Here is a 12,965-nt window from a genome sequence, read left to right on the forward strand (position 1 = left end):
TATACAACCCTGCTACTAAAAAATCAAATCTTTAAAATTTACTCTGCTTTCTCATCTTTTATCTGCTCTTCATCCTTGACAACAACAACCTCTTCCTCCACCTCATCGGCTTTATAGTAGTTAATTCTTGCATCCAAAAGAACTGTTTTTGCAAAATGAGCCTTTGTTCCTTTTGGAAATTCTGGGTCTTTTAGTAGAACTGATATCTCATCACTTGAGTTCTTTTTAATTATCTTCTTAAGTTTACCCTCACCCATAGCATAGGCAAAATCAGCCAGATACCAACTTCCAAACTCTCTTTTTAAGTATTTTATATACCGAATTGCCGCGTCAGTTGAACGACTTGCGTTTAGTCTCTCATCCTTTTTCTTTTTTACAATTAGTCCAAAATTGCAAGCGGTTTGCTTTCCAAACTGCCATAGTCCAGCGGAACCACATCCTCTTGAAGATGCGTTAAATTTAGATTCGGCGTATGGAACAAGAGAAAAGTAAGGAGGTATTCCAGCTTTTTCAAACTTAGCTTCTATTGGTGCCAAAGCCACTCTAGTTGCTTGGTGGCGTTTGTAAAGCACAGAGATGGTTCCCTTGTAGTGATTGAGAGTTTTTTCAATTATTGGGTCATCAGCGAGCGTTTCGTTGCTCTCCAAGGAAGTCAAAGATGCGTTGATGGAGCGAGTGTTGTCCGCCGCAAATAAGGAGAGTCCAGCAAAGAAAAATAGGGTTATAAGCAGATATTTAAGCATTAACTTCCTTGATTTTTATTAGTTTTCTAACTTCTATCGTAGCGTAAAAGGCTTAATAGGTCAAATTTCATGTCTGTTTGATTGGCTCTTTTTTGGTACAATTTGCCTTCCAAATAGGGGAAAACAGAGAAAATGAAAAAAATAGCATTTTTGATAATCACACTTTTTTTAGTAAGCGGATGCACTGTGGTAGGTCCTGACTTTTCCCCTCCTCACACAGATACACCGATTGATTGGCAAACAGATGAAGATATTTTTGTTGAAAATATGGATAGATGGTGGGAAAAATTAGGCGATAAAAATTTAAATCTTCTAGTAGAAAAAGCGATTAAACAGAACAAAAACATCATGATTGCCGCTGCACAAAACGAGGGCTTTATGGCAAAACTTGGAGTTGCGAATGCAAGTTTTTTCCCTCAGATAAACGCAGAAGGCACTACAACAAAAGAAAAATCATCAAACGCAATTAGTACGACTTATGGTGTTGGTCTTGGAATGAGTCAGTTTGAGATTGACTTCTGGGGAAAATACAAAAGAGCAAGTGAGTCAGCAAAAGCAATGCTTCTTGCAAGCAGATATAACAGAGAGTTAGTTCGCTCCTCGACCATCACAAATATAGTAAGCACTTACAACACGATTCTAACAGCGCAAAAGCTCCTAAAAAATGCCAAAGATAATTACCTGCTTTTAGAAGAGATAACTTCCATATTTAAAACAAAACTCGAGCAAGGAGTAGGTTCAAATAGCGATGTTTTACAATCAGAAGCACTATTAGAGCAGACATACAGCGATATTCCAGCGAGAGAAGCAAAAATATCAACGCTGGAAAATGCTCTAGCTTTTCTAGTTGGAGAGGCTCCAGGTAGCGTTAAAGTAACCGAATCAACTCAGTGGAGCAAAGATATTGAAGTTCCAGCAGGAATTCCATCTGAACTTCTAGAGCGTCGCCCAGATATTTTATCAGCAGAAGCATCTTGGCGCGCAACAAATGCAACCATAGGCATAGCGGAGAGTGGCTATTTCCCATCTTTTTCACTAACAGGATTATTAGGATTTCAAAGCACAGAGCTCTCTTCACTACTAAATGGTTCTTCACAGATATGGCAAGTAACCCCTGCTGTCTCACTTCCAATTTTTACAGCAGGAAGAACAAAAAGCGAGATTAATCTAGCAAAAGCGCAAACAAAAGAGGCAAAAACACAATATGAGCAGACGCTACTAAGAGCTTTTGGAGAAGTTGACAATGCCTTAAGAGATCGCAAAAGTATAAAAATGAGCCGAAAGTATCTTGAGAATGCACAAGAAAAATATAAACTAGCAGAAAAAATGAGCTTATTCGAATATGATAATGGAAAAACAGGGTATCTCTCAGTGCTTCTTGTCAGACAATCACTAGTTTCAAACGAGAGTCACATGATAGTAAACGACGATTCAAAATACCTAAACTTTATAGCGCTATGCAAGGCTCTTGGTGGAGGATGGGAGAGATTTAAAACAGATTCAAAGTAGATTCAAGTGAAGTAAAAATCTACTTTTTGAACTTAAGCTCTACTTTGAGAGATTAAAACATCTTCCAACATTTTTCCTATATCTCCATCCAATATAGTAGCAACATTAGAGTAAGCAATATTGCTTCTTGTATCTTTTATCTGCTGATACGGCTGCATGACATAAGAGCGAATCTGGTGTCCCCAACCAATCTCGCTCTTTGCAATACCAGCAACTTCCGCCTTTTGCGCTTCAAGCTCTAACTCATATAGTCTTGATTTTAGCATTTTCATAGCAGTAGCTTTGTTTTTGTGCTGGCTTCTGTCGTTTTGACATTGAACCACTACATTTGTTTTTATATGAGTGATTCTTATGGCGGACTCAGTTTTATTTACATGCTGTCCGCCAGCGCCACTAGAGCGGTAAGTGTCTATGCGAATATCTCTATCTTCTATCACAATATTTATATCATCATCAACCTCAGGAGATACCATAACCGAACTAAATGATGTATGTCTTTTTGCATTTGAGTCAAAAGGCGAGATGCGAACAAGTCTATGAATCCCATTTTCTACCTTTAAATAGCCATAGGCATTTTCACCTTTTATAAGAATAGAAACATCTTTTATCCCGGCTTCATCACCTGCTTGATAATCAAGCACCTCAATCGTATATCCGTTTCTCTCAGCAAATCTTTTGTACATCCTAAGAAGCATCGATGCCCAATCTTGTGACTCTGTTCCGCCAGCTCCAGGATGAATGGACAAAATTGCATTGTTTGCGTCCATCTCTTCGCTTAACAGAACCTCAACTTCCATATTTAGTATAAGATTCTCTAAGTTCTGGGCATCATCAAAACATTCAGCAATCGCTTCATCATCATTTTCATCTTTTGCCATCTCATAAAGTTCAACTGCATCATCAACCTTGTCTTTGGCAATGAAATATTTTTTAAGTTTTCTCTCAAGCTGTGTCTTCTCTTTTTGAATCACTGCAGCACTATCAGCGTCACTCCAAAAGTCTTGCTCGTTTTCCATCTCTTCTATTGCATCCAGTCTATCTTGCAATTTTTGAGGCTCCACAACACCAGTTATGTTGCTCATTTTGATTGTAATATTTTTTAAAAGTTCACTGTATTCGTAGTTATCCATAAATAAATTCCATTGTTGTATAATTGCGATTATAACACACTAAGGCGCAATTTATGAAGATATTCTCCAACCCACAAGAGTTAAAAATTTATTTAAAAGAGATAGATAAAACCGTTGGTTTTGTGCCAACAATGGGAGCTCTGCACGAGGGACATATCTCGCTTGTAAAAAAAGCAAAAGAGCAAAATGAGGTTGTTGTTGTCTCTATTTTCGTAAATCCAACACAATTTTTAAAGGGCGAAGATTTTGAGAAGTATCCGAGAAAAGATGAGGCAGATAAGCAGATTTGTAAACTGAGCGGTGTTGATGTTCTCTTTTTTCCACAAGCAGAAGATATTTACACAGATGACGAAGTTAGCTTAAATGCCCCTAGAATAAGGGGTTTTGTTCTTGAAGGAAACAGTAGACCGTCACATTTTGATGGAGTATTAACGGTTGTCATGAAACTCTTAAATATAGTAAATCCGACAAGGGCGTATTTTGGCAAAAAAGATGCACAGCAACTAAATCTTATCTCTTTGATGGTAAAACAACTCTTCATGAGCGTTGAGATTGTTCCAGTTGATACAGTAAGAGAAAAAGATGGTTTAGCGCTTAGTAGTCGAAATGTTTATCTCTCATCTCCACAGAGAAAAGAGGCTCTAAAAATAGTATCCTCGCTCCATAGTGCCGGCATAATGGTTAGTAAAAATATTTTAAATTCAGAGCTTATTACAAATGAGATGCGTAAAATTCTAGCTCCACTAGAGATTTCTTATGTTGAAATTTTAAATCGTGATTTTCAAAAGATAGAAATACTAGAGATTGGAAATAGCGTTATTTTAGTGGAGGCTAAGGTTGGCGTCACTAGGTTGCTTGATAATATCTGGCTTTAAGTAACTATCTTCAACCAAAATGTCTACCGCCTTCTTAAAGATTGGCACGGAAGTTTGAGCAGCAAATTGACTCTTCTTCGGTTGCATTACAACTACGCCAATCATATACTTGTTATTTTTATCATTTGCAAAACCGGCAAATGTAGTGTTGTATTTACTAACATAAACACTTTTTTCAACCATATGAGCGGTTCCAGTTTTTCCACCAATCTCTAAACCTTCTGTTTTGGCAAGTACACCAGTTCCCTCATTTACAGTTTTTATAAGAATTCCCTTTATCTTCTCAGCGGTAGTGTTTTTTATAACCTGAACTTGTGGCTCCACCTCGATAGGTATCTCTCGATTATAGGCGTCCACAAAGCAGTTTACGATTCTTGATTTAACTATTTTACCGCCATTATTAAAAGCGCTGTATGCCTGAATAATCTGCATCAAATTTGCTCTCATTCCATATCCATAGGCACATGTTGCTTTATATATCTCATTGTTTAGTCTTTGGGCGTCTGGGATTGAGCCAGCTTTTTCGTATATAAGGTCATTTGTTGAATCTTGCGCAAATCCAAATTTCATCAATCCATCATGAAACTCCGCTCCTGAAAGCTTTTGGGCAATCTGAGCTATACCGATGTTTGATGAATGTATGATTATATCCTCAACACTGAGCCAGTCAAATGTGTGTTCATCAGTTATTACTTTTGAACCAATTGCATAACGACCATTATGACCATTTACCATATCATATGGATTTACGGCTCCTTTGTCTAAAAGAAGCGACAAAATAACACTTTTTATAACACTTCCAGGCTCAAAACTATACTCAATCATACCGCTGTTTAAAGATGAGTAATCACTTCTTTGGATAGCCTTTGGTATAAATCTATTTGAGCTAGCCATTGCAATTACTTTGCCATCCTTAGCGCTCATAATAACACACATTGCCTCTTCTGCCATCAAATCTATCTTCATCTTATCGAGCATTCTCTCGACTTTTACCTGAAGCGATATAGGAATATTGAGCTTAACATCAAGACCATTGATTGCCTGTTTTGTAAAGCTATCTTTATTTAAGATGATGTAACTATTTACATCTCTATAGCCCTTAGTTGATGCGTCTTGCTTTGCAGTAAGCTCCGTCTCAAACATCTTTTCTAGACCTTTGACGCCATTAATGTTCGTATAACCATCATCCTCTGATTTATGTGTATAGCCTAAAATTGGTGTTAAGATGTTTCCGTAACTATACTCTCTGCTCTCTCCACTCTCAATAACACTAAGCCCCTGAAGTGAAGTTTTACCAGTTCTTGGATTTTTTAACTCCATAAAAACATTGTATTTTCGAAGCTCGTATGTCAAACTCTTCAAATTCTGAGCAATTTTTTCAGGTATATCATAGCTGAGGACAACTACACCATTTTTACCTTGAATTTTTTTAATAATTTCATTTTTGGGAATTTCTGAATATATGCTAAATAGCTCAACGAAAAGCTCTTTTTTCTGAGGATCTATATAGTTTGTATTTACGACAGCTTTGTAGAGTTTTTTTGTTGTGGCAATATGAAAGCCATCAGCGCTGATAATGCTTCCTCTTTTGGCTTTTGAGCCATCATCCGAGTAAAGAGATGGTAAGTCACGAGATTTTACTACAGTTAGAAGCATTACCGCCAAAAATATAATAAAACCAAACGAAATTAGTGAAAAAAGAAGAAATATTTTTTTGCTTTTGTTTTGATTTATCATACTTGTACCAAATTCCATTAACCATGCAGACTTAAGAGCAAAAAAGAGTCTCTTATTAGATTACAGTTGTGTTCTTCCTAACTCTTTATAGGCATTGAGCGCTTTATTTCTTATCTCAAGCATTAGCTTCATGCTTGTCTCTGCTTTAGAAATTGCGAGTGCTGCTTGATGAAGGTCTTTTACCTGTCCAGTTGCCATATCTCCAAGAGCTTTTTCATTATCTACTTGAAGTTCATTTACTTCATTTAGAGCAGATTTTAGATGTTTTGAAAATGAGTCACCACCATCTTCAAGCCCATCAACCCCACTTATCTTACTCTTTTGCTTTAGCAGTTCAGCAGTAGATGAACCAGCAACGCCACTTATATTATTCATAATCTAACCTTTTTTATTACTGTAGTAGCGAAATAGCACTATTTGCTATATTTTTTGCGCTCTCAAATGCAGCCACATTTGCCTGATAAGAACGAGTTGCTTCAACCAAATCGGCCATTTCTATAACAGGATTAATATTTGGATATGCAACATAACCTTTTGCGTCTGCATCTGGATGCGATGGATCATATTTCATCTTTGGCTCTCTGTCATCTCTTGAAATCTTATCAACAACCACACTCATAATTGCGGGATTTACTTTTCTGCCAAATTGACCTTCGTTTAGTGGGTCTTGATAGCTGGCACTCTGTGTCATTGAGTCTAACGCCTTATTAAACTGCTGGTTAAAGTCAATAGCTTTAAAAACAACCTCTTTTCTTCTATAGGGTCCGCCCTCTGTCGTTCTTGTCGTTTGAGCATTTGCAATATTTTCAGAAATAACATTTACACGAACTCTCTGCGCGGAAAGGCCATAGCCACTTATATCAAAACTGTTCAAAAAGTTACTCATCCTCTACTCCTAGTTCGCTTTACTTGATGTATCTATTACATTTCTAAAGTTCGCCTGATCTTTCTTCATAGCGCTTATTAATGCAGTAAACATTATTGAGTTTTTACTCATCTCTGTTGTCTCAACATCCAAGTCAACGCTATTTCCGTCATTTCTAGCCATGTGTCCATCTCTAAAGAAAGTTTTTGGCTTTAGTGAACTACTCTCTTCGCTCAAAGGCAGATGAGCTGGATTTGTTTGAGCCATCTGCAGTTTTGTGTTGTTTTGGTTGTATATCTTCGCCTTCTCATCAGCCAAAACACCCTCAAAACTAACATCCCTTGGTCTATAAAAAGGAGTATCAACATTTGCAATATTTGAAGCAATCATATCCTGACGAGCAGCTCTATAATCAAGCGCTTTTGCCATTAAATCATTTGTTGCTGATATTTTTATACTCATATTAACTCCTTTAGTAAATCTCAAGGGAACGAAAGAACACCAATTTTAGAACAACAAGCAAATTCGGTTCCAAAACCGTTATTTTTTCTCAACCACAACTATAGTTCTACAAACCAAATCATGCAGAGCTTTTTTATCTTTTCTATAAAAGGGAACGATTAATCCCAAGAGCGTGGTTGCAGTAAATAAAAATGCAACAAATCTAAACAAAGCCCTTGCAAAGCTTATATTTTTACCACTCTTATCATCCACAACCTTCATATCATAAGCTTTTTTCCCCGGAGTTTGACCAAATCTGCTTAAAAGTAGTGCATACACAAATGCGTAAGTCGTTACTCCTGCAAGAGGTGCAAGCTGTGATGACTGAAAATCATCTTTGCCGTTCATAATCACATAAGTTATAGTATAGAGGATAGGAGCATATATCATAAACAAATCGACAATAAAAGACTTTACCCTAAAGCTATATGGAGCATAAATATATTTTGGAAGAACGGTCTCTTTTTTGGTTTTACTCTTTTTTTTAAGTTCTCTAAATTTCATAATGCTATTATAACAAAGAAAGCTATTCAATCTATTGTATACATTCTAAAATTTAAATCATGGAGTAGCAAACTTTATCAATTAAAAAAACTTCTTATTAATATAAGCTTAAAATATACAATCAGCTACAGCATATTATTAAATAACAAGCAAATCAAATGGTTTAAACTAAATTTAAAAATTGGATGAGTAGAATATGTGATGTCGTTATAAATCAAATAACATAAAGTGATATTTATATCACATCTTTGTTATTATGACAAAAGACAAAAACAGGAGAAATTAAATGAGAAAAATGTTAAAAATGTCTATAGCATGTGCTGTAATGATGGGTGCTGGTGCAGTTTCTGCTCAAGCTGATAATGTTGATATTCTTTCAAATGTAAAAGTAAATGGTCAAATCAGAGCTCGTTACGAGATGGTAGATGCTTCTGATGCTGCAAACAAACCAAACGCAAATGCTCTTACAAACCGTTTAGTTCTTGGTGTTGGTGCTGATATGTTTGGAACTGATTGGCTATCTGCTTATGCCGAGATGACAGATGTTCGTGCACTAAACAACAACTATGATGATAAATTTGCTGGAAATGGTACAGAAACTAATGATGTAGTTGCTGATTCTGAGCAAACTCGTCTTACTCAATCATACATCGATTTAAAATATGGGAAAACAAAGTTAAGAGTTGGTCGTCAAATCATCAACCTTGATAACCAAAGATTTGTTGGTGCAGTTGACTGGAGACAAATGCCTCAAACTTTTGACGCATATACACTTACAGACAACACAATAGAAAACCTTAATTTAACTGCCTCTTATATAACTCAAGTAAATAGAGTTTTCAATCAGGACAACACAGTATCTGCTAATGCTGCTACTGCTGGAAAGTATGATACAAGATCTATTCTTTTAAATGCTTCATATAAAGTTATGGATGAGCTTAAAGTTACTGCCTATGACTATATGATAGGTCAAGGAACAGCTACAACTAACGGGACAGGTGGAAGTGATACTTACGGTATAGCACTTACTGGTGATGTTGCAGTTGCTAATGGCATAAAAGTAAATTATCGTGCAGAGTATGCAAAGCAAACTGATCCAACAATGGAAAACAAAAGCGCTACTGGAAATGTTAATGTTGATGCAAGCTACTATGATCTTGAACTTGGTGCAAATATTTCAGGTATCTTAGTTGGTGCTCAGTATGAAGTATTAAGTGGTGATGGTGACGCAGCTGGTAAAGAAACAGCATTCGCAACTCCTTTAGCTACACTACATGCACACAACGGTTGGGCTGATATGTTCTTAGCTACACCAACAGCAGGTCTTGTGGATATGAACTTAATGGTTGGTTATACTTCAAAAGAGATAGGTACTGCTAAAGTTATCTATCATGACTATACAAGTGATGTAGGAAGTAAAGATTGGGGAACTGAACTTGATGTAGTTTATACAAGAGCTATCCCAGGTGTTAACAACCTTACTGGCATGCTAAAGTATGCTAATTACAGTGCAGATTCATCAACAAAAAATACAGCGTTCGTAGGTACCAATATGAATATTGACACTTCAAAATTCATAGCGATGCTAGATTATAAATTTGCTACAAAATAGTTAGTTCTTCTTCGTCTCTCTAGGCCTTCGACCAAAGGTATCTCCTTTGGTCTCGCCTAGAACTACCTATACTTAACCTACAATTTAACTCCAAAAGATATAATACAATCATAATTAAACCAAATCATAAAAATAAGAAACAGGATATACAATGCTAATAGATAGCTACGATAGAGTAGTTGACTATCTTCGCATCTCTGTAACAGAGAGATGTAACTTTAGATGTCAATACTGTATGCCAGAGAAGCCTTTTTCATGGGTTCCAAAAGAGAACCTGCTTACATTTGAAGAGCTATTTTTATTTGTAAAAGTAGCGATTGATGAGGGTGTAAAAAAGATTCGTATTACTGGTGGGGAACCACTTTTACGGGAAGATCTGGATAAATTTATAAAGATGATTTATGATTATGCACCAGATATTGACTTAGCAATGACAACAAATGCCTTTTTACTAAAATCAACAGCTCAAAAATTAAAAGATGCAGGGCTAAAGCGCCTAAATGTTAGCATCGACACTCTAAAACCAGAAGTTGCACAAAAAATAGCACAAAAAGATGTTTTAGCGAATGTTTTAGAGGGCGTTGAAGAAGCCATATCGGTAGGCCTTAAAGTAAAAGCAAACATGGTCCCTATGAAAAACATGAATGCAGACGAGATAGTAGATGTGCTTGAGTACTGTAAAAAACGAGATATGTCCATAAGATTTATAGAGTATATGGAAAACAGCTTTGCAGCAAAAGAGATAAGTGGATTAAAATCATCAGAACTTCTTGAGATCTTAAGAGAACAGTATGAGTTTGAAGATGAGGGATTTGACGGCTCTTCCCCTTCTCACTACTACCGCATGAGCGATGGTTATAGATTTGGCATCATCGAACCATATGCCGATGATTTTTGTAAACAGTGTAACCGTATCCGACTAACTGCTGAGGGGCAACTAATCCCATGTCTCTATTTTGATGAAGCCCTCAGTATCGCAAAATCCATAAAAGCTGGGGATGTGGCGGCTGCCGCGGAAGTCTTACGGGAAGTTGTAAAAAACAAACCTGAAAAAAACCGTTGGGGCGGCGAAGATGGTGAAATCTCATCTCGAGCTTTTTATGAAACAGGTGGTTGAAAATTGCTATATTTAGTTGAACACTTCTACTCAATTCAAGGCGAAGGTCGCTACACTGGAACACCTTCTCTATTTTTTCGCTTTGGTGGATGCAATATGAAGTGTGAAGGATTTGCGTGCGAAGAGATAGCTAGCGATGGCACAAAAGTTATTGGTTGCGATACAGTCTATGCAGTAAATAGGGAACATTTTTTACAAAACTGGACAGAGATAAATAGCGCGAACGAACTACTTAAGATTTTAAATAATTATAATCTACCACACAAAGTTGATATTGTTTTAACCGGTGGAGAGCCCCTTATTTACGCAAATGAGCCAGTTTTTATAGAATTTCTAGAAGCTCTTCATGCAAATGGACATAAAATTACATTTGAAACAAATGGTTCTCTTTTTGTGGATTTTTTAAAATATCCAATTTATAAAGAGTTCATTTTCGCCCTCTCCATAAAGCTATCAAATTCAAAAGAGTTATTTAGCAAAAGAGTAAGAGGCGATGTAATAAACTCAATTACCACAAATGCGAAAGAGGCTTTTTTTAAATTTTCCATAGATTCCAAATCAATTACGCCAGAACTTCAAAACGAGATTTCTGAGATAACAAAATTTGCACCAAACACTCTAGTTTACTGCATGCCACTTGGAGCAACCAAAAAAGAAGTTGAAGAGAACAGCGAGCCACTTATTGAGTTTTGTAAAGAAAAAGGATATTGTTTTAGTGATAGACTTCATATAAGAGTATGGAATCAAAACAAAGGCGTATAGATGATAATTAGAAAACTTTTTAAATTTGAAAATGCTCATGTTGTCAGGGGCTGCTCAACTGTTAAATGTAGAAGCTCGATTCATGGTCACTCCTACAAAGTAGAGCTTCTCTTTGAGTCAAACTTTTTAGACAATGGTCAAATGGTATATGATTTTGGACTTATGAAGCAGAATATGAAGGATTTGATAGATAGCTTTGACCACTCAATCACTCTCTGGAGTCAAGATGACAAAGAGTATATAAAAGATATGAAAAAACACTCACAAAGATGGATAGAGTTGCCAGTCTCACCATCAGCAGAGCAGTTTAGCAGAGTTTTTTTTATAATGATTGACAAACTATTATCTCTAACAAGTTCGGTTAATGGAGAGAGGGAAGTTAAGCTTCACAGCGTAATTGTCCATGAGACAGAATCTGGATATGCACAAACATTCGTAGATGATGCCTACTCAAAAGATATGGGCATAATTTATTTTTCCGACATTATTTTCAGCGATGCCATTACGGATGACTATAAAGATAAAAAACTTTTAGAAAAAATTAATAACAACGAGAGTTTTATTAACCTAGATAGTGTTTAGAATTATGGATTTTGATTAAGTTCATTTTTTTGAACTTGACGAATTGCCTCTTTTTTTTGCTTAACATCATCATTTAGTAGTTTTTCCATTCTCTGCTCTTTTCTTTTGTCATCTTCTCTTATCTGCCTTATTCTATCTTGTTTATAGTCATGTTTAGAAGTTGATCTCCTATCTTTCGTTTGACCTTTTCTCTCTATCTCAACCCTCTCTTGCTCCCCTTTGGCAACCTCTTCTTTATCTAGATACTCTTTTATCACTCCAGTTGGGTCAATTTCATCCATGTGCTGCTTATAATAAGCCAAAATTTCACTTTTATATATTTCGTTGTTTATAACACCCGAATTTACTACAGCTATAAAAAGTTTACTGTTTTTATCCTCTATAGACTTCTCAAAACTACCCTCTATTTTATTTTTTACATTAAATGAACTATATATTTTTGATAGCTCCCTTAATTTGGCAAGATAAAGCACCTTATTGACGCTTTTATCCCCAGCCTCAACAGCAAAACCTATGTTTTTACTTTTTTTTACTTCATCGACATAATTATCAACAATGTCTTGATTGTTTGAAAATTCAATATTTTCTTTTAACTTTTCTATCATTTCTACACTATCATAAAGCTCATCACCAAGTGATGCATAAACAGCTGGATTTTTAGCAAAAAGAGCAACTATGCAGATTAATAGCAGTAAAATAAATTTCATTTTGTCACCTTTTAGTTTTTATTTTTATAATTATTACTGATATAATCATCAAATGATTAAAAAAATAAAAAAAGAACTTATATATTTTGTATTGGTGTTAGTTATGCTAGCTTTGTTGCAACACTCAGACCTGCTAATCAATCCACTAAGTAGATTTAGTCTAATGATAGAAAAGGGCAGCTACTGCCATCCAGTAATCTGGGCATTTGGGGTGTATCTTATCATTGTTATACTGAGATTAGCTATTAAATTTGTGTTGTTTTTAAAAAATCGTAGAGTTAATCAGTAAAGACAGCTAGTTGGTTCTTTACTTTTTTTGAA

Annotated in this window: 15 protein-coding genes; 7 read left to right on the forward strand and 8 right to left on the reverse strand. The window is 35.8% G+C overall.

All coding sequences use genetic code 11. The features are described from left to right. Positions 1–38: 38 nt before the first annotated feature. Positions 39–743: a lytic transglycosylase domain-containing protein gene (locus tag PHV22_RS05670; RefSeq protein WP_299946321.1), complete on the reverse strand. Its 705-nt coding sequence runs from the start codon at positions 741–743 to the stop codon at positions 39–41. A gap of 132 nt (positions 744–875) precedes the next feature. Here PHV22_RS05670 and PHV22_RS05675 point away from each other — a divergent pair, with 132 nt between their 5' ends. Beyond that, positions 876–2,252, forward strand: coding sequence for an efflux transporter outer membrane subunit (locus tag PHV22_RS05675; protein ID WP_299946325.1), 1,377 nt, complete (start codon positions 876–878; stop codon positions 2,250–2,252). A 32-nt stretch (positions 2,253–2,284) separates the two neighbouring features. On the opposite strand, the gene prfB is transcribed toward PHV22_RS05675, so the two are convergent. Then, positions 2,285–3,382 carry a peptide chain release factor 2 gene (gene prfB, locus PHV22_RS05680; RefSeq protein WP_295021808.1) on the reverse strand — a complete coding sequence of 366 codons (1,098 nt, stop codon included), beginning with the start codon at positions 3,380–3,382 and terminating at the stop codon, positions 2,285–2,287. A 53-nt stretch (positions 3,383–3,435) separates the two neighbouring features. On the opposite strand from prfB, the gene panC reads away from it, so the two are divergent. Continuing rightward, the gene (gene panC / locus PHV22_RS05685; RefSeq protein ID WP_299946328.1) at positions 3,436–4,257 is read left to right on the forward strand and encodes a pantoate--beta-alanine ligase; all 822 of its coding nucleotides are present in this window, start codon (positions 3,436–3,438) and stop codon (positions 4,255–4,257) included. Here panC and PHV22_RS05690 read toward each other — a convergent pair. The 5 genes from PHV22_RS05690 to PHV22_RS05710 all read right to left on the reverse strand — a co-directional run bounded on the left by PHV22_RS05690 (position 4,204) and on the right by PHV22_RS05710 (position 7,864). Then, on the reverse strand, positions 4,204–5,994 hold the full coding sequence (locus PHV22_RS05690) for a penicillin-binding protein 2 (RefSeq protein WP_295021806.1): 1,791 nt from the start codon (positions 5,992–5,994) through the stop codon (positions 4,204–4,206). The two genes, panC and PHV22_RS05690, sit on opposite strands and share 54 nt — an antisense overlap. A 60-nt stretch (positions 5,995–6,054) precedes the next feature. Beyond that, a complete protein-coding gene (gene fliE / locus PHV22_RS05695; RefSeq protein WP_295021805.1) occupies positions 6,055–6,369 on the reverse strand; it encodes a flagellar hook-basal body complex protein FliE in 315 nt (104 codons plus the stop codon). A 16-nt stretch (positions 6,370–6,385) separates the two neighbouring features. Then, the gene (gene flgC / locus PHV22_RS05700) at positions 6,386–6,880 is read right to left on the reverse strand and encodes a flagellar basal body rod protein FlgC (protein ID WP_295021804.1); all 495 of its coding nucleotides are present in this window, start codon (positions 6,878–6,880) and stop codon (positions 6,386–6,388) included. Between the two features lie 9 nt (positions 6,881–6,889). Beyond that, on the reverse strand, positions 6,890–7,321 hold the full coding sequence (gene flgB / locus PHV22_RS05705; RefSeq protein ID WP_295021802.1) for a flagellar basal body rod protein FlgB: 432 nt from the start codon (positions 7,319–7,321) through the stop codon (positions 6,890–6,892). Between the two features lie 78 nt (positions 7,322–7,399). After that, complete coding sequence (locus PHV22_RS05710) at positions 7,400–7,864, reverse strand: RDD family protein (protein ID WP_299946333.1); 465 nt, start codon at positions 7,862–7,864, stop codon at positions 7,400–7,402. 286 nt (positions 7,865–8,150) lie between these two features. Here PHV22_RS05710 and PHV22_RS05715 point away from each other — a divergent pair, with 286 nt between their 5' ends. The 4 genes from PHV22_RS05715 to PHV22_RS05730 all read left to right on the forward strand — a co-directional run bounded on the left by PHV22_RS05715 (position 8,151) and on the right by PHV22_RS05730 (position 11,937). Further along, a complete protein-coding gene (locus tag PHV22_RS05715; RefSeq protein WP_299946336.1) occupies positions 8,151–9,476 on the forward strand; it encodes an OprD family outer membrane porin in 1,326 nt (441 codons plus the stop codon). 151 nt (positions 9,477–9,627) lie between these two features. Beyond that, on the forward strand, positions 9,628–10,593 hold the full coding sequence (gene moaA, locus PHV22_RS05720; RefSeq protein ID WP_295021796.1) for a GTP 3',8-cyclase MoaA: 966 nt from the start codon (positions 9,628–9,630) through the stop codon (positions 10,591–10,593). Positions 10,594–10,596: 3 nt separating this feature from the next. Next, positions 10,597–11,355, forward strand: coding sequence for a 7-carboxy-7-deazaguanine synthase QueE (locus tag PHV22_RS05725; RefSeq protein ID WP_295021794.1), 759 nt, complete (start codon positions 10,597–10,599; stop codon positions 11,353–11,355). After that, entirely contained in the window at positions 11,356–11,937 is a 582-nt protein-coding gene (locus PHV22_RS05730; protein WP_299946340.1) for a 6-carboxytetrahydropterin synthase, read from the forward strand. A gap of 2 nt (positions 11,938–11,939) precedes the next feature. Here PHV22_RS05730 and PHV22_RS05735 read toward each other — a convergent pair whose 3' ends face one another. After that, positions 11,940–12,644, reverse strand: coding sequence for a hypothetical protein (locus PHV22_RS05735; protein ID WP_299946343.1), 705 nt, complete (start codon positions 12,642–12,644; stop codon positions 11,940–11,942). Positions 12,645–12,696: 52 nt separating this feature from the next. On the opposite strand from PHV22_RS05735, the gene PHV22_RS05740 reads away from it, so the two are divergent. Further along, positions 12,697–12,933: a hypothetical protein gene (locus PHV22_RS05740; RefSeq protein WP_295021790.1), complete on the forward strand. Its 237-nt coding sequence runs from the start codon at positions 12,697–12,699 to the stop codon at positions 12,931–12,933. Positions 12,934–12,965 lie beyond the last annotated feature (32 nt).

Origin of the sequence: Sulfurimonas sp. (assembly GCF_028713515.1) — a bacterium.
Taxonomy (GTDB): Bacteria; Campylobacterota; Campylobacteria; order Campylobacterales; family Sulfurimonadaceae; genus Sulfurimonas.